20 protein-coding genes are annotated in these 23,100 nt (G+C 71.2%); 14 read left to right on the forward strand and 6 right to left on the reverse strand.

The annotated features are described in order from the left end of the window. Positions 1-6: 6 nt before the first annotated feature. On the reverse strand, positions 7-1,503 hold the full coding sequence (locus tag FV227_RS14315) for a CoA-acylating methylmalonate-semialdehyde dehydrogenase (protein ID WP_147727708.1): 1,497 nt from the start codon (positions 1,501-1,503) through the stop codon (positions 7-9). A gap of 155 nt (positions 1,504-1,658) precedes the next feature. Between FV227_RS14315 and FV227_RS14320 the strand changes: the two genes are divergently transcribed. Further along, a complete protein-coding gene (locus FV227_RS14320) occupies positions 1,659-2,567 on the forward strand; it encodes a LysR family transcriptional regulator (RefSeq protein ID WP_147727707.1) in 909 nt (302 codons plus the stop codon). 169 nt (positions 2,568-2,736) lie between these two features. After that, entirely contained in the window at positions 2,737-3,900 is a 1,164-nt protein-coding gene (locus FV227_RS14325) for an iron-containing alcohol dehydrogenase (RefSeq protein WP_147727706.1), read from the forward strand. 40 nt (positions 3,901-3,940) lie between these two features. Here FV227_RS14325 and FV227_RS14330 read toward each other — a convergent pair whose 3' ends face one another. The 3 genes from FV227_RS14330 to dinB all read right to left on the reverse strand — a co-directional run bounded on the left by FV227_RS14330 (position 3,941) and on the right by dinB (position 6,370). Then, entirely contained in the window at positions 3,941-4,240 is a 300-nt protein-coding gene (locus FV227_RS14330; RefSeq protein WP_147727705.1) for a hypothetical protein, read from the reverse strand. A gap of 96 nt (positions 4,241-4,336) precedes the next feature. Continuing rightward, positions 4,337-5,215: an SDR family oxidoreductase gene (locus tag FV227_RS14335; protein WP_147727704.1), complete on the reverse strand. Its 879-nt coding sequence runs from the start codon at positions 5,213-5,215 to the stop codon at positions 4,337-4,339. Positions 5,216-5,329: 114 nt separating this feature from the next. Continuing rightward, on the reverse strand, positions 5,330-6,370 hold the full coding sequence (dinB, locus tag FV227_RS14340) for a DNA polymerase IV (protein ID WP_147859264.1): 1,041 nt from the start codon (positions 6,368-6,370) through the stop codon (positions 5,330-5,332). Between the two features lie 221 nt (positions 6,371-6,591). Between dinB and FV227_RS14345 the strand changes: the two genes are divergently transcribed. The 7 genes from FV227_RS14345 to FV227_RS14375 all read left to right on the forward strand — a co-directional run bounded on the left by FV227_RS14345 (position 6,592) and on the right by FV227_RS14375 (position 14,028). Next, positions 6,592-6,903 carry a septum formation initiator family protein gene (locus FV227_RS14345; protein ID WP_147728758.1) on the forward strand — a complete coding sequence of 104 codons (312 nt, stop codon included), beginning with the start codon at positions 6,592-6,594 and terminating at the stop codon, positions 6,901-6,903. Between the two features lie 210 nt (positions 6,904-7,113). Beyond that, positions 7,114-8,178, forward strand: a complete 1,065-nt coding sequence (gene pdhA / locus FV227_RS14350; protein ID WP_147728757.1) for a pyruvate dehydrogenase (acetyl-transferring) E1 component subunit alpha — start codon at positions 7,114-7,116, stop codon at positions 8,176-8,178. Between the two features lie 70 nt (positions 8,179-8,248). Then, positions 8,249-9,700, forward strand: a complete 1,452-nt coding sequence (locus FV227_RS14355; RefSeq protein WP_147728756.1) for a pyruvate dehydrogenase complex E1 component subunit beta — start codon at positions 8,249-8,251, stop codon at positions 9,698-9,700. A 62-nt stretch (positions 9,701-9,762) separates the two neighbouring features. Next, the gene (locus FV227_RS14360; protein ID WP_147859259.1) at positions 9,763-10,038 is read left to right on the forward strand and encodes a DUF5076 domain-containing protein; all 276 of its coding nucleotides are present in this window, start codon (positions 9,763-9,765) and stop codon (positions 10,036-10,038) included. A gap of 13 nt (positions 10,039-10,051) precedes the next feature. Next, positions 10,052-10,663: a Uma2 family endonuclease gene (locus tag FV227_RS14365; protein WP_147859260.1), complete on the forward strand. Its 612-nt coding sequence runs from the start codon at positions 10,052-10,054 to the stop codon at positions 10,661-10,663. A gap of 3 nt (positions 10,664-10,666) precedes the next feature. Beyond that, complete coding sequence (locus tag FV227_RS14370; protein ID WP_147859261.1) at positions 10,667-12,097, forward strand: pyruvate dehydrogenase complex dihydrolipoamide acetyltransferase; 1,431 nt, start codon at positions 10,667-10,669, stop codon at positions 12,095-12,097. 200 nt (positions 12,098-12,297) lie between these two features. Further along, positions 12,298-14,028, forward strand: a complete 1,731-nt coding sequence (locus tag FV227_RS14375; protein ID WP_147859262.1) for an L-lactate permease — start codon at positions 12,298-12,300, stop codon at positions 14,026-14,028. A 99-nt stretch (positions 14,029-14,127) separates the two neighbouring features. On the opposite strand, the gene FV227_RS14380 is transcribed toward FV227_RS14375, so the two are convergent. Then, complete coding sequence (locus tag FV227_RS14380; protein ID WP_147859263.1) at positions 14,128-16,179, reverse strand: nitrate- and nitrite sensing domain-containing protein; 2,052 nt, start codon at positions 16,177-16,179, stop codon at positions 14,128-14,130. Between the two features lie 387 nt (positions 16,180-16,566). Between FV227_RS14380 and FV227_RS14385 the strand changes: the two genes are divergently transcribed. From FV227_RS14385 to FV227_RS14400, 5 genes are all read left to right on the forward strand, one after another. Further along, positions 16,567-16,818 (forward strand): hypothetical protein, encoded by a 252-nt coding sequence (locus FV227_RS14385; RefSeq protein ID WP_147728850.1) that lies wholly within the window; start codon positions 16,567-16,569, stop codon positions 16,816-16,818. Between the two features lie 300 nt (positions 16,819-17,118). Continuing rightward, entirely contained in the window at positions 17,119-20,223 is a 3,105-nt protein-coding gene (uvrA, locus tag FV227_RS14390) for an excinuclease ABC subunit UvrA (RefSeq protein WP_147859265.1), read from the forward strand. 184 nt (positions 20,224-20,407) lie between these two features. Beyond that, a complete protein-coding gene (locus tag FV227_RS29030) occupies positions 20,408-20,557 on the forward strand; it encodes a hypothetical protein (protein ID WP_187274809.1) in 150 nt (49 codons plus the stop codon). 218 nt (positions 20,558-20,775) lie between these two features. Then, on the forward strand, positions 20,776-21,735 hold the full coding sequence (locus FV227_RS14395) for a transporter (RefSeq protein WP_147729404.1): 960 nt from the start codon (positions 20,776-20,778) through the stop codon (positions 21,733-21,735). Between the two features lie 219 nt (positions 21,736-21,954). Continuing rightward, positions 21,955-22,515, forward strand: a complete 561-nt coding sequence (locus tag FV227_RS14400; RefSeq protein WP_147729405.1) for a fasciclin domain-containing protein — start codon at positions 21,955-21,957, stop codon at positions 22,513-22,515. Between the two features lie 127 nt (positions 22,516-22,642). Here FV227_RS14400 and FV227_RS14405 read toward each other — a convergent pair. Continuing rightward, a partial coding sequence (locus tag FV227_RS14405) for an anti-sigma factor (RefSeq protein WP_187274810.1) occupies positions 22,643-23,100 on the reverse strand: 458 nt, incomplete at its 5' end.

Below are 23,100 nucleotides of genomic sequence, written 5' to 3' on the forward strand. Positions count from 1 at the left end.
GTCGGTTCACCGCATCGTCGGGATCGAGAACTCCGCGCCGCTCTTGATGCCCGAGGGCCAGCGCTGCGTCACGGTCTTGGTCTTGGTGTAGAAGCGGATCGCGTCGGGCCCGTGCTGGTTCAGGTCGCCGAAGCCCGAGCGCTTCCAGCCGCCGAAGGTGTGGTAGGCGATCGGCACCGGGATCGGCACGTTGACGCCGACCATGCCGACGTTGACCCGGGCGGTGAAGTCGCGCGCCGCGTCGCCGTCCTGGGTGAAGATCGCGACGCCGTTGCCGTACTGGTGGGTGGAGGGCAGGGCCAGCGCCTCCTCGTAGTCCTTGGCCCGCACGACCGAGAGGACCGGGCCGAAGATCTCATCCTTGTAGATCGTCATGTCGGCGGTGACGCGGTCGAACAGGCAGCCGCCCATGTAGAAGCCGTTCTCGTAGCCCTGCAGGGTGAAGCCGCGGCCGTCGACGGCGAGCTCGGCGCCCTCCTGGAGGCCGGTCTCGATGTAGCCCTTCACCCGCGCCACCGCCTCGGCGGTGACCATCGGGCCGTAATCGGCCGAGCCGTCGTGCGAGGGGCCGATCTTGAGGCTCTCCACCCGCGGCACCAGGCGCTCCATCAGCCGGTCGGCGGTGCCTTCGCCGACGGGGACGGCGACCGAGATCGCCATGCAGCGCTCGCCGGCCGAGCCGTAGCCGGCGCCGATCAGCGCGTCGACGGCCTGGCCCATGTCGGCGTCGGGCATGATGATCATGTGGTTCTTGGCGCCGCCGAAGCACTGGGCGCGCTTCCCTGTCTGCGCGGAGCGGACGTAGATATACTCGGCGATCTGCGAGGAGCCGACGAAGCCCACCGCCTTGATGTCCGCGTCGTCGAGGATCGCGTCGACCGCCTCCTTGTCGCCGTTGACGACGTTGAGGATGCCCGGCGGCAGGCCGGCCTCCAGGAAGATCTCGGCGATGCGCATCGGAACGCCGGGGTCGCGCTCGGACGGCTTGAGGATGAAGGCGTTGCCGCAGGCGATGGCCGGGGCGCATTTCCAGAGCGGGATCATGGCGGGGAAGTTGAACGGCGTGATGCCGGCGACCACGCCCAGCGGCTGGCGCAGGGAGTAGACGTCGATGCCGGGGCCGGCGCCTTCCGTGAACTCGCCCTTCAGCAGGTGCGGGATGCCGCAGGCGAACTCCACCACCTCGACGCCGCGCTGGATGTCGCCCTTGGCGTCGGGCACGGTCTTGCCGTGCTCGGAGGCCAGCAGCTCGGCGAGCGAATCCGTCTCGCCGCGGATCAGCTCGAGGAAGCGCATCATCACGCGGGCGCGCTTCTGCGGGTTGGTCGCGGCCCAGGCGGCTTGCGCGTCGCGGGCGTTCTCGACCGCCGCGCGAAGCTCGGCGCGGCTCGCCAGGGCGACGCGGGCCTGGACCTCGCCGGTCGAGGGAAGGAACACGTCGGCGAAGCGGCCGCTGGTGCCCGCGACGGTCTTGCCGCCGATGAAATGCCCGATCGTGCGCATGTGCGCCTCTCCTGTTCTCGTTTCCTCAGGTCCGGCCGGCGCGACGGCCGGCCGATTTTGAGCGGACCATAGCAGCGCCGATCGGGCGATAAAGCTGGACCTGCTCGCAGCCGGTGTGCATCGATGCACAGCGCCATCCCCGTCGGACCCAGCCCGTGAGCCTTAAGAAGACCCGCAACTGGGACGACCTGCGCTTCTTCCTCGCCGTCGCCCGCACCGGCACGCTGACGGCCGCGGCGGCGCAGACCGGCACCGAGCACACCACCGTGGCCCGGCGCATCCTGGCCCTGGAGGAGGGGCTCGACCGCCGGCTCTTCCACAAGAGCAACCTCGGCTACGCGCTGACCGAGGCCGGCGAGTCGCTGCTCGGGACGGCGGAGGCGATGGAGAGCGCCTTCGTCTCGGGCTCGGCGGCCGGCGGCACCGGGCGGAGCGTCGCGGGCACGGTGCGGATCGGCGCGCCGGACGGGTTCGGCAGCGTGTTCCTCGCGCCGCGGATGCACCGCCTGACCCAGGCCCATCCCGGGCTCGAGATCGAGATCATGGCGACCGCGCGGATCTTCAGCCTGTCGAAGCGCGAGGCGGACATCGTCGTCAGCCTGTCGGCGCCGCAGCAGGCGCGGGTGGTGACGCGGCGGCTCACCGACTACCGGCTCTTCGTCTACGGGTCGAAGGCCTACCTCGACGCGGCCGAGCCGATCCGGACGGCGGCCGACCTCGGGCGGCACCCGTTCGTCAGCTACATCGAGGACATGCTGTTTGCGCGGGAGCTCAACTACCTCAACGTGATCGGGCCGGGCGCCAGCGCGCGGCTGCGCTCGACGAACCTGCTCGCCCAGGTGCACGCCACGCTCGCCGGTGCCGGCCTGTGCATCGTGCCGGCCTTCATCGCGGCCGCCCATCCCGGCCTCGTGCCGGTGCTGCCGGACGCGCTGTCGCTGACGCGGGCCTTCCACATGCACATCCACGAGGACCACCGGAAGGCCGCCCACATCCGCGAGGTGGCGGCCTTCATCGTCGGCGCGGTCGAGGCGGCGCAGGCGCTGTTTTCGCAGGCGGGATAGTGCGTCGCACCGGCAAGCTCAGGCAGGATACTGCGCGCCGGATGTCGCGCGACGGGCGCCGACCGGGCTTGTCCTCGCGCCCGCGCAGCCGCTAGCCTGCCTTTCGTATTCTGCGTTCATTCGCGCGCGTCCCCTCGGCGCGTCCCTTTGGAAAGACGGATCCAACGCCATGATCAGCGCCATCGCCCTGCCGCGGCTGATGCGGATCGGAGCCGGTGCGTGCGGGCTGCTGCCGGAGGTGCTGGGGCAGCTCGGGCTGTCCCGGCCGTTCGTCGTCACCGATCCCTACCTCGCCGACAGCGGCCGGGCGGGGCGGCTCGTCGAGCGCCTGGCGGCGGCCGGCGTCCGGGCCGGGCTGTTCTCGCAGACCGTGCCGGACCCGACCGTGGCCTCGGTGGAGGCGGCTTTGGCCGCGCTCAAGGCCGGCGACCACGATTGCGTCGTCGGCTTCGGCGGCGGCAGCCCGATGGACACGGCCAAGGCCGTCGCGGTGCTGGCCCGCCACGGCGGCCACATGCGCGACTACAAGGCGCCCCACAGCCAGGACGCGCCCGGCCTGCCGATCCTGGCGATCCCCACCACCGCCGGCACCGGCTCGGAGGCGACGCGCTTCACCATCGTCACCGACGAGGCCACCGACGAGAAGATGCTGTGCGCCGGCCTCGCCTACCTGCCGGTGGCGGCGCTGGTCGATTACGAGCTGACCCTGAGCAAGCCCGCGCGGCTCACCGCCGATACCGGGATCGACGCGCTGACCCACGCGATCGAGGCCTACGTCTCGCGGAAATCCAACCCGTTCTCGGACGGGTTCGCGCTCGCCGCGATGCGGGCGATCGCGCCGAACCTGCGCCGGGTCTGGACCGATCCGGGCGACCGGGCTGCGCGGGAGGCGATGATGTTCGGCGCGACGCAAGCAGGCATCGCCTTCTCGAACAGCTCGGTGGCCCTCGTCCACGGGATGAGCCGGCCGATCGGCGCGCATTTCCACGTGCCGCACGGGCTTTCGAACGCGATGCTGCTGCCGGCCGTCACCGCCTTCTCGGCGCCCGGCGCGCCCGGGCGCTACGCCGCCTGCGCCCGGGCGATGGGCGTGGCGCGGGAGGGCGACGACGAGCGCAACGCGGTCTCCCGCCTGATCGCCGAGCTGCAGAACCTCAACGACGACCTGCAGGTGCCGACGCCCGGCGACTACGGCATCGACGAGGCCCGGTGGAACGGCCTGATCCCGACCATGGCGGCGCAGGCCCTGGCCTCGGGCTCGCCCGGCAACAACCCGGTGGTGCCGGACGCGGAGGCGATCGCGACGCTGTACCGCCAGGTCTGGGCCGCCTGAGCGGGACGGGCGGGGCAGCGGGATGCGGGCGGCTGCCGGCTCAGGCGGCCTGGCCGCCGTAGGTCGCGAACGAGGACTCGACCTTGTCCGCGAGCGCCGGCTCGACCTCGGCCGAGACCTTGAGGCGCCCGGCGAGCTTCGGCTCGCCGTCGGTGTGGGTCTTCTCGACGCGGCCGTCCTCGATGTCGGCGCCCGCGGTCTCGGTGCCGGCGCTGTTCTCGTCCGAGACCGGCGCGATGGTCACGGCCTTGCGATCGATCTTGTGCTCCTGGACGAGGTGCTCGACCGCCATCTCGGCGTCGCGGCGGGTCTCGAACGTGGCGGCGATGATCTTCGACATGGATCTGGCTCCGATGGCGGGGCGGTCCGGCCCCGCGGGGGTTCCGCCGTCAATCGCAGGCGCGGCGCTCCGTTCCGGATCGCCGCGCCTCGTGCGTCAGTACATCGGCGTGCCGCCGGTGACGGGCACTAGGGCGCCGGACATGTAGCTGCCCTCGCGCGAGGCCAGCAGCACGTAGGCCGGGGCGAGCTCGGCCGGCTGCCCGGCGCGGCCGAGGGGCGTGTCGGCCCCGAGCTGCTCGATCTGCTCGGGGCTCTTCACGATCGGCTGGATCGGGGTCCACACGGGGCCGGGCGCGACGCAGTTCACCCGGATGCCCTTCGGCGCCAGCAGGTTCGACAGCCCGATCGTCAGGCTCGCGATCGCGCCCTTGGTGGCGGCGTAGATCAGCATCGTCTTGTCGGCGACCTTGGCCTGCTGGCTCGTCGAGTTCACGATCGCCGAGCCCGGCTTCATGTGCGGCACCGCCGCCTGGGCGAGGTAGTACATCGCGAAGACGTTGGCGCGGAACGAGCCCTCGAGATCCTCCGCCGTCACGTCGTCGAGCCCTTCGTTGATCGTCTGCGCGGCCGCGTTGTTGACCAGGACGTCGAGGCGCCCGAACGCGGCCACCGTGCGGGCGACGAGGTCGCGGCAATGGGCCTCCTCGCGCAGGTCTCCCGGCAGCAGCAGGACGCGGCGCCCGGCCCGCTCGACCCAGCGCGCCGTCTCCTCGGCATCGGACTGCTCGACCGGCAGGTAGGAGATCGCCACGTCGGCGCCCTCGCGGGCGTAGGCGATCGCCACCGCGCGGCCGATCCCGGAATCACCGCCGGTGATCAGCGCGACCTGATCCGTCAGCAGCCCCTTGCCGACGTAGCTGTGCTCGCCGTGATCGGGGGCGGGGGTCATCCGCGACGACAATCCCGGCCGCTCCTGCTGCTGGTCGCCGGGGAAGGGGGGCCGGGCTCCGGCCTCGCGTGGATCGTCGGTCATGGTTGGCTGCTCCCGGTGTCGCTTCCCATCGAGATAGGGCGCGGCGCCGAGGACGCAGGCGCGACCCGATGACCGCGGCGCCGGCGATCCCGATCAAACGATCGCGGCGACGCCTCAGATCGCCAGGCCGAGCTGCAGCGGTTCCGCGGCGTCGCCGTGGTCGAGGGCCGAGAGCGAGACGCCGAGCAGCCGCACGCTGCGCCGGAGCGGGCGGAGGTCGCGCAGCAGGCCCAGGCTGATCGCCTCCAGGCTGGCGCGGTCGCCGACGGGGGCCGCCAGGGAGCGCGCCCGCGTGACCTGCGCGAAGTCGGAGAACTTCACCTTCAGCGTCACGGTCCGGCCGCGCAGACCCTTGGCGGCGCAGGCCGCCGCGACCTTGTCGAGGATCGGCGCGAGGCGCTCGGCGAGGATTTCGAGGTCGGCGCTGTCGTCGGAGAAGGTGTTCTCGGCACCGATCGACTTGCGGATGCGGTGCGCCCGCACCGGGCGCTCATCGATGCCGCGGGCCACCCCGTGATAGTAGGGGGCGGCGCTGCCGAGGATGGCGGCCAGATCCTCCAGCGAGCGGGCCTTGAGGTCGCGGCCGGTGTGGATGCCGAGGCGGCGCATCTTCGCCTCCGTCACCGGGCCGATGCCGTGGAAGCGGCCGATGGCGAGGTCCTCGACGAAGGCCGGGCCCATCTCGGGGGTGATCACGAACAGCGCGTCGGGCTTGCGGTAGTCCGAGGCGACCTTGGCGAGGAACTTGTTGTACGAGACGCCGGCCGAGGCGACGAGTCCGGTGCGCGCGCGGATCGTGGTGCGGATCGCCCGGGCGACGGCGGTGGCGGTCGGCAGGCCCTGCAGGTTCTCGGTGACGTCGAGGTAGGCCTCGTCGAGGGAGAGCGGCTCGATCACCGGCGTGTGCTCGGAGAACACCGTCCGGATCTCCTCCGAGATGCCGCGGTAGACCTCGAAGCGCGGGCGCACGAACACCAGGTCCGGGCAGAGCCGGCGCGCCGTCACCGAGGGCATCGCCGAGCGCACCCCGAAGGCCCGCGCCTCGTAGCTCGCGGCGGCCACCACGCCGCGCTCGCGCGAGCCGCCGACCGCGACCGGCCGGCCGCGCAGGGCCGGGTCGTCGCGCTGCTCGACGGAAGCGTAGAACGCGTCCATATCGATGTGGATGACTTTCCGCACCGGGGCGGTCACTGCGCTGTCCCGTTCCGCGAGACCGCCGCACCGCAGGGCGGCCGCCTCGATGTTCGATCTTTGTTCCGACTGTCCATCACCGCGGGGCGCGGTTCAACCCACCCGGGCGCCGCCGTCCACCGCCGAGCGCACGATCGGCGGCCGCGGCAAAGGCTTTGTTAACTGACCCGGACGATGGTCGCGCCATGGTCGTCCGTCGCCGCGTCAGAATGGTCGTTTTGCCTCTCAGCCTCTGGACCCTGTCCGGGCTGGTCGTCGGCTACTTCGTGTACCAGGCCGAGAACGGCAACCGGGGCCTGGAGGCCAAGCGCGCCCTCAAGATCCAGGCCTTCGGGCTCACCCGGGAGCTCGCGGCGGCCAAGGCCGAGCGGGCGACCTGGGAGCACCGCGTCGCGCTGCTGCGCAGCGAGCAGATCGACCGCGACCTGCTGGAGGAGCGCGCCCGGGTCGTCCTCGGCCGGGTGCACGCCAACGACGTGGTCGTCATCGACCCGTGAGCGGGCACCGCCTCCAGTCCCACGCGCGCGTCCCGGCTTGAACGCAGCCCGCATCCGCCGTCCCGAGGGGATCATGCCGATCGGGCGTGCGGATCGGGCATGCGGATCGGGTATGACAACCACAAACACCTGTCAGAGCGTCGGCCCTCGCATTCCCGGAGCGCGTGTCCTAAACCGGGAGGGAACAGACGCCAGCACGGGAGCACGCCGATGGATGCCGCGAAAGATGCGGGGCAGCCCAACCCTGCCGCGGAGACGCCGGAGGCCGTGGCGGCCGAGCACCAGCCCGCACCGAACGCGCCGCAATTCACCCGCGAGGAAGACCTCCACGCCTACCATCAGATGCTGCTGATCCGCCGCTTCGAGGAGAAGGCGGGGCAACTCTACGGAATGGGCCTGATCGGCGGGTTCTGCCACCTCTACATCGGCCAGGAGGCGGTCGTCATCGGCATGCAGATGGCCTCGGTCGACGGCGACCAGGTCATCACCGGCTACCGCGACCACGGCCACATGCTCGCCTGCGGCATGGACCCGAAGGGGGTGATGGCCGAGCTCACCGGCCGCCGCGGCGGCTACAGCCGCGGCAAGGGCGGCTCGATGCACATGTTCAGCCGCGAGAAGCAGTTCTTCGGCGGGCACGGCATCGTCGGGGCGCAGGTCTCGCTCGGCACCGGCCTCGGCTTCGCCGACGCCTACCGCAAGAACGGCAAGGTCAGCCTGACCTACATGGGCGACGGCGCGGCCAACCAGGGCCAGGTCTACGAGAGCTTCAACATGGCGCAGCTTTGGAAGCTGCCCGTGGTCTACGTGATCGAGAACAACCGCTACGCCATGGGCACCTCGGTCGCCCGCGCCTCGGCGCAGACGGACTTCTCCCGCCGCGGCATCTCGTTCGGCATCCCCGGCGAGCAGGTCGACGGCATGGACGTGCGCACGGTCCGCGAGGCGGCGGGCCGGGCGATCGCGCATGCCCGCACCGGGGAGGGGCCCTACATCCTTGAGATGCAGACCTACCGCTATCGCGGCCACTCGATGTCCGACCCGGCGAAGTACCGCACGAAGGACGAAGTCTCGAAGATGCGCGACGAGCACGACCCGATCGAGATGGTGCGCAAGCGCCTGATCGAGCTGCACGGCGTCGCCGAGGCCGAGCTCAAGGCCACCGACGCCAAGGTCCGCGAGACCGTCAACGACGCCGCCGAGTTCGCGACGCACGATCCCGAGCCGGATCCGTCCGAGCTGTGGACCGACATCCTCCTGGAAGCGCGCGCCTGAGGGCGCGCCGCCGCCCCGCGACGATCCCCTGCCAGGCCGCCCCGCCCGCCTCACCGATCAGAGACCCTCCATGGCGACCGACATCCTGATGCCCGCCCTGTCTCCGACCATGGAGGAGGGCAAGCTCTCCAAATGGCTCAAGAAGGAGGGCGACGCGATCAAGTCCGGCGACGTGCTCGCCGAGATCGAGACCGATAAGGCGACCATGGAGGTCGAGGCGATCGACGAGGGCACGCTCGCCAAGATCCTGGTCGCCGAGGGCACCGAGGGCGTCGCCGTCAACACCCCGATCGCGATCATCGCGGGCGAGGGCGAGGACGTCGCGGCGGCCGCCGCCGGAGGGGCCTCGTCGAAGCCGAACGGTGCGGACACGGGCGGGCAGCGAGCCCCGACGCCGACGATGCAGGCCGAGGGCATGGCCTCCGGCCCGTCGGCCACCGCCAAGACCGGCGACGACAAGCCCGCGGCGCCGGCCGCGCCCGCCACCATCACCAACAAGGCCGCCGAGCCGGTGATGGAGGAGTTCCCGGCCGGCACCGAGATGGTGACGATGACCGTCCGCGAGGCGCTGCGCGACGCCATGGCCGAGGAGATGCGCCGGGACGAGGACGTCTTCGTGATGGGCGAGGAGGTCGCCGAGTACCAGGGCGCCTACAAGGTCACGCAGAACCTGCTGCAGGAATTCGGCGCCCGCCGCGTGGTCGACACCCCGATCACCGAGCACGGCTTCGCCGGCATCGGCGTCGGCGCGGCCCTGTCGGGCCTGAAGCCGATCGTCGAGTTCATGACCTTCAACTTCGCCATGCAGGCGATCGACCACATCATCAACTCGGCGGCCAAGACCCTGTACATGTCCGGCGGCCAGCTCGGCTGCCCGATCGTGTTCCGCGGCCCCAACGGCGCCGCCGCCCGCGTCGGCGCCCAGCACAGCCACGACTACGCCGCTTGGTACTCCAACGTGCCGGGCCTGAAGGTGATCGCCCCCTACACGGCGTCGGACGCCAAGGGCCTGCTCAAGGCCGCGATCCGCGACCCGAACCCGGTGATCTTCCTCGAGAACGAGATCCTGTACGGCCAGACCTTCCCGGTGCCGAAGCTCGACGACTTCGTGCTGCCGATCGGCAAGGCGCGGATCCACCGCACCGGCAAGGACGTGACCATCGTCTCCTTCGCCATCGGCATGACCTACGCCCTGAAGGCGGCGCAGATCCTGGCCGACCAGGGCATCGAGGCCGAGGTGATCGACCTGCGCACGATCCGGCCGATGGACACCGAGACCGTGCTCGCGTCGGTCAAGAAGACCGGCCGCTGCGTCACGGTGGAGGAGGGCTTCCCGCAATCGGGCATCGGCGCCGAGATCTCGGCCCGCCTGATGGTCGACGCGTTCGACTACCTCGACGCGCCGGTGCTGCGCGTCACCGGCAAGGACGTGCCGATGCCCTACGCCGCCAACCTCGAGAAGCTGGCGCTGCCCAACGTCGCCGAGGTCGTCGAGGCGGCCAAGGCCGTCTGCTACCGGTGAATGCGATCCGCCTTCGTGCCTGACCGGCGGGAACGGGGCCGACCGATGGGTCATGACGTCGTATGAGTGAATCCTTCCAAGCCCTCGAGATTCCCCCCGACGCCCTGGAGCAGGGCGGCATTGAGGTGCTGCGCGCGGCCGTGGTCGACGGGGCGGTGAGCGTGGCGTTGCGCCGGTCCTTCGACGACCCCGCCACGTGGGGCCGCCTGATGGTCGACCTCGCCCAGCAGGCCGCCCGCGCCTACGCCCTGGAAACCGACCTGTCGGAGGAGGAGGCGTTCGAGCGCATTCGCGCGGGGTGGGAGGCTGAGGGCCTCGATCCCGGCGGCCTGAACTGACGGGATTCTGGCCATGGCCGAACCCGCGCTCCGGCACGCCACCTACGCCGACCTCGAAGCGGTCCCCGATCACCTCGTCGCCGAGATCATCGACGGGGCGCTGGAGACGCATCCGCGACCGCGGCCGCGGCATGCGATGGCGGCGTTGGATCTCGGCTCCGTTCTGGGCCCCCCTTTCCGGCACGGACGCGGCGGACCGGGCGGCTGGATCTTCATGATCGAACCCGAGCTCCATCTCGGAGCGCAGGTCGTGGTGCCCGATCTCGCCGGCTGGCGCCGCGAGCGGCTGCCGGCCGAGCTGGAGACCGCCTTCGTCGAGACGCCGCCGGACTGGGTCTGCGAGATCCTGTCGCCGTCCACGGTGCGTCTCGACCGCGGCCCGAAGCGGCGCATCTACGCGGAGGCCGGCGTCGGGCACCTCTGGCTGCTCGATCCCGCCGACGGCGTGCTGGAGGCCTTCGCGCTGACCGCGTCCCGATGGCTGCTGCTCGGGACGGTGACGCGCCGCGAGACCGTGGCCCTGCCGCCCTTCGACGCCGTCCCGTTTCCGCTGGACGACCTGTTTCCCTTCGCCGATCCCCGCGCCGAACCCGACGCCCCCTCCCTGCCCTCGGACGAGACCTGAACCATGCCCGTCAACGTCCTGATGCCCGCCCTCTCGCCGACCATGGAGAAGGGCAACCTCGCCAAGTGGCTCAAGAAGGAGGGCGACGCGATCAAGTCCGGCGACGTGCTCGCCGAGATCGAGACCGACAAGGCGACCATGGAGGTCGAGGCGATCGACGAGGGCGTGCTCGCCCGGATCGTCGTGCCCGAGGGCACTGCCGACGTGCCGGTCAACGACCTGATCGCGGTGATCGCCGTGGACGGCGAGGATCCGGCCGGGGTCCAGGCGGGCGGCGCGGCGCCGGCGCCGGCCCAGGCGCCGAAGGCCGACGCGTCGTCGGCGAACGAGAACACCACGCCCGGCGGCGGCCACATGTCCTACGAGCGGGTCAACGAGGCCCCCGACGGGGCCCGGCCCTCCGCCGAGCCCGACAGAACCAAGTCCGATGGCGCCGCCCATCCGCCGAGCGGGGCGGGCGAGCGCGTCTTCGCCTCGCCGCTGGCCCGCCGCATCGCGAAGCAGGAGGGCATCGACCTCTCGGCCGTGCAGGGGTCGGGCCCGCGCGGCCGGGTGATCGAGCGCGACGTCCGCGCCGCCAAGGAGGCCGGCACCGGCAAGGCCGCGCCCGCCCCCAAGGCGGCCCCGAAGGCGCTCGAGGCGGCACCGCCGGCGCAAGCCGCCGCGCCCGCCCCCGCGGCCAGGGCCGCCGGCCTCACCACCGATCAGGTCCGCGGCTTCTACGCCAAGGACAGCTACGAGGAGGTGCCGCTCGACGGCATGCGCAAGACCATCGCTAAGCGCCTCACCGAGGCGATGCAGGTGGCGCCGCACTTCTACCTGACCGTCGATTGCGAGATCGACGCGCTGATGGCGCTTCGCGAGCAGCTCAACCGGAGCGCCGGCAAGGACAGGGACGGCAAGCCGCTGTTCAAGCTCTCGGTCAACGACTTCGTCATCAAGGCGATGGGCCTCGCCCTGACCCGGGTGCCGATGGCCAACGCCGTCTGGGCCGAGGACCGGGTGCTGCGCTTCAGGAACGCCGAGGTCGGCGTCGCCGTGGCGATCGACGGCGGCCTGTTCACCCCGGTCATCCGCCGGGCCGACGAGAAGACGCTGTCCACCATCTCCAACGAGATGAAGGACTTCGCGGCCCGTGCGCGCGCCAAGAAGCTGAAGCCGGAGGAGTACCAGGGCGGCGTCACCTCGGTGTCGAACCTCGGCATGTTCGGGATCAAGCACTTCACCGCGGTGATCAACCCGCCGCAATCCTCGATCCTGGCGGTCGGCGCCGGCGAGAAGCGGGTCGTGGTCAAGGACGGCGCGCCCGCCGTCGCCCAGGTGATGACCGCGACCCTCTCCTGCGACCACCGCGTGCTCGACGGCGCGCTCGGCGCCGAGCTGATCGCGGCCTTCAAGGGCCTGATCGAGAGCCCGATGGGGATGCTGGTCTGACGACGGGCCGGTCGCGAGGCGCGGCGAGACCGCGTCGTGCCGAGCCGAGCCGCCGGCCGCTTTCGCGATAAGTGCCGGAGCGGTCGGCGCGCAACACCTTCTGAATACATTATCTCTCGGCGTTGAGCCGGATTCGCCGCTCTGCTAGCACCGCCTCCAACGGCCCGCGGATCAACCCGGGCCATCGGAGGAATGCGCCCGTGGAACCCGTCCAAACCTGGAACCAGGTCTACGATCCGTTCGGCAACCCGTGGCTGTCGACGCTGGCCGCCTCCGTGCCGGTGATCGCGCTGCTCGCCATGATCGCCAGCGGCCGGGTCAAGGCCCACATCGCGGCCGTGCTCGCCCTGGTGCTGGCCTTCGCCCTCGCCGTCGGCGCCTTCGGCATGCCGCTCGGCCTCGCGACCCGCGCCTCGCTGCTCGGGATGGTGACCGGGTTCTTCCCGATCGGCTGGATCATCCTCAACGTCATCTTCCTCTACCGGCTGACGGTGGAGAAGGGGTGGTTCGCCATCCTCCAGCAATCGGTGGCCGGCATCACCACCGACCGGCGGCTGCAGCTGCTGCTCGTCGCCTTCGCCTTCGGCGCGTTCTTCGAGGGCGCGGGCGGGTTCGGCACGCCGGTGGCGGTCACCGGCGCGATCCTGATCGGGCTCGGCTTCTCGCCGCTGGCGGCCTCCGGCCTGTCGCTCATCGCCAACACCGCGCCGGTGGCCTTCGGCGCGCTCGGCGCGCCGATCCAGGGCCTCGCCTCGGTGACGGGCTACGACCCCTACGTGCTCGGCGCGATGATCGGCCGGCAGCTGCCGGTGTTCTCGCTGATCGTGCCGTTCTGGCTGATCTGGGTGTTCGCGGGCTTCCGCGGCATGGTCCAGGTCTGGCCGGCGATCCTGATCTGCGGCGGCGCCTTCGCCGCGGCCCAGTTCGGCATCTCGAACTACGTCAACCCGTGGATCGTCGACATCGGCGCCTCGATCGCGGCGATGGGCGCCCTGGTGCTGTTCCTGAAGGTCTGGAAGCCGGCCACGATCTGGACCTCGCCGGCGCTGCGCGGCAACGACCCGTCGATCGGCTACGGCGCGCCGCGGCCGGTGGCGCTCGGCGCGGGGGTTCCCTCCAACCTGCCCCGCGCCCCGGCCGCCACCGGCCGCACCGCCACCTCCTCCGAGATCGCGCTGGCCTGGCTCCCGTGGATCATCCTGTCGGTGATCGTGGCGATCTGGGGCACCGGCTGGTTCAAGGCCATCGTCAACCCGATCTTCACCTGGAAATACGAGGTGCCGGGCCTGCACAACGTGATCATGAAGGTGCCGCCGGTGGTGGCCAAGGCCCATCCCGAGGGCGCCGTCTTCCTGTTCACCTACATGTCCTACACCGGCACCGGCGTGCTGATCGCGGCGCTGATCTCGGGCCTGATCATGCGGTTCTCGCCCGTCCGCCTCGTCACCGCCTACGTCGAGACGATCTGGGTGCTGCGCTACTCGCTGATCACCATCGCGGCGATGCTCGCGCTCGGCGTGCTCACCCGCTACGCCGGCGTCGACGCGACGCTGGGCCTGGCGTTCGCCGGAACCGGCATCCTCTACCCGTTCTTCGGCACGCTGCTCGGCTGGCTCGGCGTCGCGCTGACCGGCTCCGACACGGCCTCCAACGTGCTCTTCGGCGGCCTGCAGAAGATCACCTCGGAGCAGCTCGGCCTGTCGGGCGTGCTGATGGCCTCGGCCAACTCGTCGGGCGGCGTGATGGGCAAGATGATCGACGCCCAGTCGATCGTCGTCGCCTCCACCGCCACCGGCTATTTTGGCCAGGAGGGCAAGATCCTGCGCTTCGTGTTCTGGCACTCGATCGCGCTCGCCTGCCTGGTGGGCGGGCTGGTGATGCTCCAGGCCTACGTGCATCCCTTCACCGCGATGGTGATCCACGTTCCGTAGCCTCGCGCCCGAGATCGCCGGCGACACCAAAAAAGCCCGCCCCCTGCGGAGGGGGCGGGCTTTTCCTTTGGCGCAGTCTGGCGACGGGGGAGGGCGGCCTCAGGCCGCCCGCACGCCGGCCAGGAAGTGGTCGACCGCGCCGCGCAGGTCGCCGGCCTGGCTCGACAGCGCGCTCGCCGCGGCGAGCACCTGGGCCGAGCCGGAGCTCGCCGTCCCGGCCGCCTCGCTGACGCCCCCGATATGCTCCGACACCGCGCGGGTGCCCTGCGAGGTCTGGGCCGTGGTGCGGGCGATCTCGCCGGTCGCGGCCCCCTGCTCCTCGACCGCGGCGGCGATGTCGCCGCCGATCTGGGCCAAGCGCCGGATCACGTCGGTGATCCCGCTGATCGCCTGGACCGAAGCGTCGGTGGAGGTGCTGATCTCGACGACCTTGGCCGTGATCTCCTCGGTCGCCCGGGCGGTCTGGCCGGCCAGCGACTTCACCTCCTGCGCCACCACCGCGAAGCCGCGTCCCGCCTCGCCCGCACGGGCCGCCTCGATGGTGGCGTTGAGGGCGAGCAGGTTGGTCTGGTCGGCGATCTGCGAGATCAGCCCGACGATCTGGGCGATGCTGCCGGCCGCCGTGGCGAGCCGCCGGACCTCGCCGGCCATGCCCTCGGCGTCGCGCTCGGCCGCCGCCGCGAGGTCGGCCGAGGCCGTGACCTGGGTGCCGATCTCGGCGACCGAGGCCGAAAGCTGCTCGGTCGCCGCCGCCACCGTGTCGGCCGAGAGCGCCGCCTCGTGCGACGCGCGGGCGACCTGAAGGCTCAGCGACGAGGCATCCCCGGCCGCCCGCGTCATGCCGTGGGCCGCCGCCTCGAGCTGGATCGCCGCCGCCGAGACCGCCTCGACGATGCCGCCGACCCGGTCCTCGAACCCGTCGGCGAGCTCGAGCGCCGCCGCGCGCCGGGCCAGCTCGGCGTCGGCCGACATCCGCTCCTGCGCCGCGCGGCTGCGGCGGCGCTCGGCGACGTTGTCGCGGAACTCGATCGCCGCGGCGGCGATGGCGCGGACCTCGATCGGGCCGCCCTGGGGAATCGCCACGTCGTCGTCGCCGCGGCCGATGGCGGTGAGCGCCCGCGACATCCGGATCAGCGGCCGGGCCACCGCGGTGCCGAGGCCGAAGGCGAGGGCGCCCGACAGCAGGAAGATCGCGAGCGCCGCCCCCGACCAGATCGCGAGCGCCCGTTCGGCCGTCGCGCGAACGCCGCCGGCCTCCGCGGCGAGGTCGGCGGTGAGGTGGTCCTCGACCGCCTTGAGGCCGTCGATGCGCTGGGTCGCGAGGCGGAACCAGAGCGGGGCGTCGCGGAAGGCCAGGGCCTCGCCGGGCATGGTCTCGAGGGCGACCTTGCGCAGGCGCGCCACCCCCCGCGCCGGGGCGGTGGCCTCCGCGGCATCGAGCAGGGCTCCTTGCGCCGGCTCCGTCCGGGACCGGAACAGGCCCTCGTAGGTGGCCTGGTCGGCCTGGAGGGTGGCGAGGCGGCGGATCCCGGCGAGGTCGAGGCTGCCGGCGGCGAAGGCGGCGGAGGCGGCGGCACGCTCCTGGCCGGCATATTCCTTCATCGTCAGGAAGGCGGCGTAGGAGGCGGCGTGGTTGGCGATCCCGACGGGGCCGATCGCGCCCGACAGGGCGCGGACCATCCCGAGGCCTTCGCCGATCAGGCCGGTATAGGCGGCGGCCGCCTGGGGCGCCGTCGGCTTCAGCGCGTCGACGGCGTTGCGCTGCGCGTCCAGGCCGTCGAGCGCCTGCGCGAAGGCGTCGGCCTTGCGGGCGAAGGCGGGGCCGTAGGCCGCCGCGCCGGCCGTGACGGCCGCGGCGAGGCCCTGGCGCACGGCGTCGGTGCGGGCGCGCTGCGCGACCAGCTCCGCCTTGAACTGCGACCCCTTCGAGGCGAGGAACAGGCTGGAGGCGCCGCGCTCGCGCTGGCCCTCGTGCGCGAAGGCGCTGATCCGCGAGGCGAGGCCGACAAGGTCCTCGACCTGGATCATCTCGGCGCGCTGCGCCATCCGGTCGGAGATCGCGACACCGGCCACCGCAGCGAAGGCGAGGCAGGGCGCCAGCGCCACCGCCACGATGCGTCCCCGCAAGGACATCGGAACACCGGTCTTCATTCGCCCACGCATCCCAAGTCTTCGTACCGCGTCGATACGGACGACTGCGCTACAACCGGTAAAGACGCCGTTGCCATCACAGGTCGATGCGCTGTTCGATCGTCGCTGGCGCGATCTTCAACGGCGGGAGCCCGTCGGCAGCGTATTCGCAGACCCGGACACCAGGACATCGGCGGGCGATGCGGACGCGTCGTCGGGGCGAGCCCCGGGCACGACTTCCGAACCTGCGCGAAAATCCGCGATCCCGCCGACGGATCGGGACGCGGCGGCATGCATTCCGGACGCCCGATCAAGACGCCGCGCCCGGCGCCGCCCTATCACGAGGCGCCGAGAGCGCGCGCGGCGGGTCGGCCGCGACGACGCCGGGCGTACCCTTGGGAGGCCATCATGATCCGTACCATCCTCGCCGCGAGCCTGCTGATCGCCGGCCTCGCCGCCGCCCGGGCCCAGACCGGCGACATGTCCTGCGCCGACTATCTCAAGGCCGACGCGCAGGCGCAGGCCTCGATGAGCGCCGCCGACAAGGCGATGATCGCCGCCGACCCGCAGGCGGCCGCGATGGACGCGAAGATGCGCGCCTACTGCAAGGCCAACCCGAAGGCCTCCTCGTCCGAGGCGGCGATGAAGGCGATGCAGTAATTCCGCCGGAGCCGCGCGCCCGGCACGGGCGCGCGGTGATCCTGGTCGTCGGCCGCCCCCCGAACGGGGCCGGCGCAGCGAAAAGATGCGGGCGGCCGCAGGGCCGGACGCGTCGCGGAACAAGGGCCGAGTTGCCCACGTACGCGTTTCGTTCTAGCAGACACGCGAGCATGCCGGGCCTGCGTCCCGCCCGCCGCACCTTGCCGAAGGCTTCGGACGGACGACATGACCCGGCGCGGCGGTCGCTTTCGCGATCGCCGGATCCCGCCCGTGTCGACGCCTCGAAAGACCGCCCCCGCCATGGCCAAAGCCGTCGCCGCCAAGACGCCTGCTGGCAACAAGACGCCTGCTGCCGATAAGACGCCTGCTGCCAAGACGCCCGCCGCGAAAACGCCGCACGCCAGGAAGCCGGCGAAGGCGAGCCCGGCCGCGCGGGCGGTCGAGGCCGAGGCCGGTGTCGACGCGAAGCTCGAGCGCCTGTTCGACCGCGAGACGCCGGCGGAGCGCGACCGGCGGGTGATCTCGGTGCGCGGCGCCCGCGAGCACAACCTGAAGAACGTCGACCTGACGATCCCGCGCGACAAGCTCGTGGTGTTCACCGGGCTCTCGGGCTCCGGCAAGTCGTCGCTCGCCTTCGACACGATCTACGCCGAGGGCCAGCGCCGCTACGTCGAGTCGCTCTCAGCCTATGCGCGCCAGTTCCTGGAGATGATGTCCAAGCCCGACGTCGACCAGATCGACGGGCTCTCGCCGGCGATCTCGATCGAGCAGAAGACCACCTCGAAGAACCCGCGCTCCACGGTGGGGACCGTCACCGAGATCTACGACTACATGCGCCTGCTCTGGGCCCGCGTCGGCATCCCGTACTCGCCGGCCACCGGCCTGCCCATCGAGAGCCAGACCGTGCAGCAGATGGTCGACCGCGTCCTGGCGCTGCCCGAGAAGAGCCGGCTCTACCTGCTCGCGCCCGTGGTTCGCGGCCGCAAGGGCGAGTACCGCAAGGAGATCGCCGAGTTCCAGAAGAAGGGCTTCCAGCGCCTGCGGATCGACGGCGAGTACTACCCGATCGACGACGTGCCGAAGCTCGACAAGAAGCTCAAGCACGACATCGACGTGGTGGTGGACCGGATCGTGGTGCGGGCCGACATCGCGAGCCGGCTCGCCGATTCCTTCGAGATGGCGCTCGAGCTCGCCGACGGCATCGCCGACATCGAGTTCGCCGACGTGCCGGAGGGCGAGACCCGGGAGAAGATCACCCTCTCGTCGCGCTTCGCCTGCCCGGTCTCGGGGTTCACCATCGCGGAGATCGAGCCCAGGCTGTTCTCGTTCAACAACCCGTTCGGCGCCTGCCCGACCTGCGGCGGCATCGGCCACGAGATGCGGATCGACGCCGAGCTGGTGATCTCCGACGAGGCCCTGAGCCTCAAGCGCGGCGCCATCGGCCCGTGGGCGAAGTCGACCTCGCCCTATTACGGGCAGACGCTCGACGCGCTCGCCCGGCATTACGGCTTCAAGACCGACCTGGCCTGGTCGCGGCTTCCCGAGGCGGCGCGCGCGATCATCCTCTACGGCTCCGGCAAGCAGTCGATCCGCTTCGACTACGACGACGGCATGCGCAAGTACGCCGTCAACAAGCCGTTCGAGGGCGTGATCCCCAACCTCGAGCGCCGCTACAAGGAGACCGAGAGCGACGCCGCGCGCGACGAGATCTCGCGCTTCATGAGCGAGACCCCGTGCGCCGCCTGCGGCGGCAAGCGGCTGAAGATCGAGGCGCTCGCCGTCAAGGTCGCGATGGAGGATATCGGCGCGGTCACCGCGCTCTCGGTCAGCGAGGCGCACCGCTGGTTCTCGGCGCTGCCGAAGAAGCTGACGCAGAAGCAGAACGAGATCGCGGTGCGGATCCTGAAGGAGATCCGCGACCGGCTGTCGTTCCTGGTCGACGTCGGCCTCGAATACCTAACGCTGGCCCGCGGCTCGGGGACCTTGTCCGGCGGCGAGAGCCAGCGCATCCGCCTCGCCTCGCAGATCGGCTCGGGGCTCACCGGCGTGCTCTACGTCCTCGACGAGCCGTCGATCGGCCTGCACCAGCGCGACAACGAGCGCCTGCTCGGCACGCTGAAGCGCCTGCGCGACCTCGGAAACTCGGTGATCGTGGTCGAGCACGACGAGGACGCGATCCTCCAGGCCGACTACGTGGTCGACGTCGGGCCGGGCGCCGGCATCCACGGCGGCCGGATCATCGCGCAGGGCACGCCCGAGGAGGTGCTGGCCCATCCCGACTCGCTGACCGCCAAGTACCTGACCGGCGAGAAGTCGGTGCGGACCCCGACCGCGCGGCGGAAGGGGCGCAAGGGCAAGCTCGGGGTGTTCGGCGCCCGCGGCAATAACCTCAAGAACGTCGACATCGAGATCCCGCTCGGCACCTTCACCTGCGTCACCGGCGTCTCGGGCGGCGGCAAGTCCACGCTGATCATCGACACGCTCTACAAGGCGGTGGCCAAGCGCCTGAACGGCGCGCTGGAGCATCCGGCGCCCTTCGACCGGCTCGAAGGGCTGGAGCACCTCGACAAGGTCATCGACATCGACCAGTCGCCGATAGGGCGGACCCCGCGCTCGAACCCGGCGACCTATACCGGCGCCTTCACCCCGATCCGCGACTGGTTCGCCGGCCTGCCCGAGGCCAAGGCCCGCGGCTACCAGCCGGGACGGTTCTCGTTCAACGTCCGGGGCGGCCGCTGCGAGGCGTGCTCGGGCGACGGCGTCATCAAGATCGAGATGCACTTCCTGCCCGACGTCTACGTCACCTGCGACGTGTGCAAGGGCAAGCGCTACGACCGCGAGACGCTGGAGGTGAAGTACCGCGCCAAGTCCATCGCCGACGTGCTCGACATGACCGTCGAGGAGGCCGCCGACCTGTTCAAGGCGGTGCCGACGATCCGCGAGAAGATGGAGACGCTCAAGCGCGTCGGGCTCGACTACGTCAGCGTCGGGCAGCAGGCGACGACGCTGTCGGGCGGCGAGGCGCAGCGGGTCAAGCTCTCGAAGGAGCTGTCGAAGCGTTCGACCGGCCGCACCCTCTACATCCTCGACGAGCCGACCACCGGCCTGCACTTCCACGACGTCGCCAAGCTGATGGAGGTGCTCCACGAGCTCGTCGACCAGGGCAACACGGTGGTGGTGATCGAGCACAACCTCGAGGTCATCAAGACCGCCGACTGGGTGATCGACATGGGCCCGGAGGGCGGCGACGGCGGCGGCGTGGTCGTCGCCCAGGGGACGCCCGAGCAGATCGCCGCGTCGACGGCGAGCCATACCGGGCGCTTCTTGCGCGACGTGCTCGCCCGCCGCCCCGCGGCGAAGCCGGCCGCTTCGCGGGCGGCGGTGGCGCGGCCGGCCGCGGAGTAGGCGCGCCGCGCCCTTCCGCCTCCCGGCGATGGGGACATCCGCTCGGCAAGATCTGCCGAGCGGTCGCGCCGCATCGGCGTCCGATTCGGCCTGTCTCGCGGCCGATCCGCCCGTCCGGGCACGGCCCGACCGTCCGATCGCGACTTACGGAGCCCGCCGGCGCGGGCCGGGACGTCCCCCCGGGATGGCGATCGGTCCCGCCGGGCTTGCCGAATCCTCCCGCTACGCTTCCCCCGACAAGAGCCTGAAACGGATGCGCTATTCTGCCGAATCCGGCTTCTCCGAATGCAATTTCTGCGACCATCGCTCGGCCGCCGCACCGCAGCAAGGTTGAGGCATTTGGGCAACGGTTCGGCTCTCGCTGTCCAGATCCGAGGCATTCCACTGTCTTTCCCAAGCGCTCTGTAGAATAGTTATCAGCGTTGAGACACGGGCCGGCTTCGTAGGGGGCGCTTGGCACATCTCGCACGGGAGCCGCGCAGACGGCAGACCGGCAAGGTAGTGCAGAGGCGGCGGGACGAAGTTCGGAAATCCTTGGGAAGGAACGAGAAAATGATGAAGACCTGGCTTGCCGCAGGTGCGGTCGCCCTCACCGTCGGCATGAACACCAGCGTTCAGGCGACGCCGTCCACGCAGCCCGGCGAGCAGGTCGGTCTCGCCTACGGCCCGCTGCCGGAAGGCGTCTACGCGATCAACACCTTCAGCACCGGCCGCGGCGACGCGCGCAACAGCCCGGACGTCGGCGTCAACGTGCCGATCCTGGTCTGGTCGACCGGCTTCAAGGTCCTCGGCGCGAGCATCATGCCGGTGATCGCGGTCCCGTCGGTGTTCGTGGGCACGAACAACGCGGCCGGCGTCCCGAACCAGGACCAGAGCTACTTCTACAACCCCTTCATCGGCAACATCTTCGCCTGGGATCTCGGAAACAAGATCAGCACCGCCTACCTCGTCGGCGCCTACATCGGCGTCGGCGACCGCGGCTCGCTCTGCAACGGCACGCTGACCGCCGGCTGCACCCCGGTGCTGCCGCAGAACGCCTCCACCTCGATCCGCAACACCGGCGCGATCTCGTACACCGGCGACGGCTACAACCTGACCGCGGCCCTGACGCACATCTTCTACGTCGACGACGCGGCCCGCTTCGGCGGTCAGTTTGCGGCGCTGGGCCCGATCGTGAACGCCGACGGCCTCTACCTCGACCTGACGGCGACCAAGACCTTCGGCAAGTTCGAGATCGGCGCCGTGGCCTACGGCTTCACCGACCTTCCGATCAACCGGAACCGCGGCGCAGCCTTTGCGGCCTATCAGCGTCAGGGCACGTTCGCGGCCGGTGGCCTCGTCGGTTACGACTTCGGCGCGTTCAAGGCTCAGGTGTTCGTGACGCGTACGGTCGCCGATCGCGGCGTCGGCGCCTTCGCCGACGAGACCCGCGGCTGGTTCCGCATCATCGCGCCGCTCTACACGGCGCAGGCCGCCGCCGCCGCGCCGGTGCCCCTGATGCGCAAGTACTGAGGCCGGGAGACGCGGCGGGTCCGGCAGGATCCGCCGCCGACCGAGGTCGAAGCAGAAACCGCCCGGTCCGCGAGGACCGGGCGGTTTTTCTACGTTTCGGACGACGCCGCGCCCGATGCGCGACCGGAATCGATCCCGCCCGAAACCTTTCCGTGCGAGGCTCCGTAAGGCCGCCCGTAGCCCCGCGCACCGGGGCCCTACGAACGGTCAGGATACCCCATGACGCAGCATCACGCCTCCCGCTTCGCCACCTTCGCCCTCGCGCTCGCCCTCGGCGCCGCGCCGGTCGCGGCCTTCGCCAAGAACCCGATGGTCGGCGGCGCGCCGATGTATGCCAACAAGACGATCGTCGAGAACGCGGTCAACTCCAAGGATCACACCACGCTCGTGGCCGCGGTGAAGGCCGCCGGCCTCGTCGACACCCTGTCGGGCCCGGGCCCGTTCACCGTGTTCGCCCCGACCAACGCCGCCTTCGCCCGCCTCCCGGCCGGCACGGTCGAGACGCTGGTGAAGCCCGAGAACAAGGCCACGCTCACCAAGATCCTGACCTACCACGTCGTCCCGGGCGTCTACACCGCCAAGGAGCTGATGGCCGAGGTCAAGAAGGGCGGCGGCGAGGCCCAGCTCAAGACCGTCGAGGGCGATCCCCTGGTGGTCACGTCCAAGGGCAAGAAGGTCTACGTGACCGATGCCAAGGGCAACACCGCCACCGTCACCATCGCCAACGTGATGCAGTCGAACGGCGTCATCCACGTCATCAACGGCGTGCTGCAGCCCTGATCGCGACCGCCGCGCTCCGGCCGAGGCGCCGGAGCGCTGCACGACGAGGAACACCCCGGGCCGCGCGGTCCGGGGTGTTCCTCGTTCCGGCCTCGGTCATCGGGGTCGGGTCACGCGGATGCCCGCCTCACTCGCGGATCAGCGTGCCGGAATAGACCACCGGCCCGGTCGGGGCGCCGTTCGGCGATCCGCCCGGCGGCTCCACCGTCACGGCGATGAGCCCGCTCGCCGCGGTCTCCGCCGGCAGGGCGATCCGGGTCGCCGAGGCGCCGACGAGGCCGATCGCCTTGGGGGACGCCCCGGAGCCGATGTACCAGAGCTCGAGGCTCTTGCCGGACGGGGTCTCGGCGCCCACCGGGCGCACCTCGGCGGTGCCCGTGGCCGTGTCGATCCGCAGCACGAGGGCGGGCAGCGCGCCGCCGCTCTGCACCACGGCGAGGTAGCGCGTGCCCGGCGCCGGCTCGTCCCGCCGGCCGCCGACCGCGACGAACAGCGCGAGCCCCGCCGCGAGCAGCCCCGTCCCCGCCGCCACGAGGCGCCAGCGCCGCACCTGCCTGACGAGGCGGATCGCGCGGTCGTCGTTGG

The organism is Methylobacterium sp. WL119, from assembly GCF_008039875.1.
GTDB lineage: Bacteria > Pseudomonadota > Alphaproteobacteria > Rhizobiales > Beijerinckiaceae > Methylobacterium.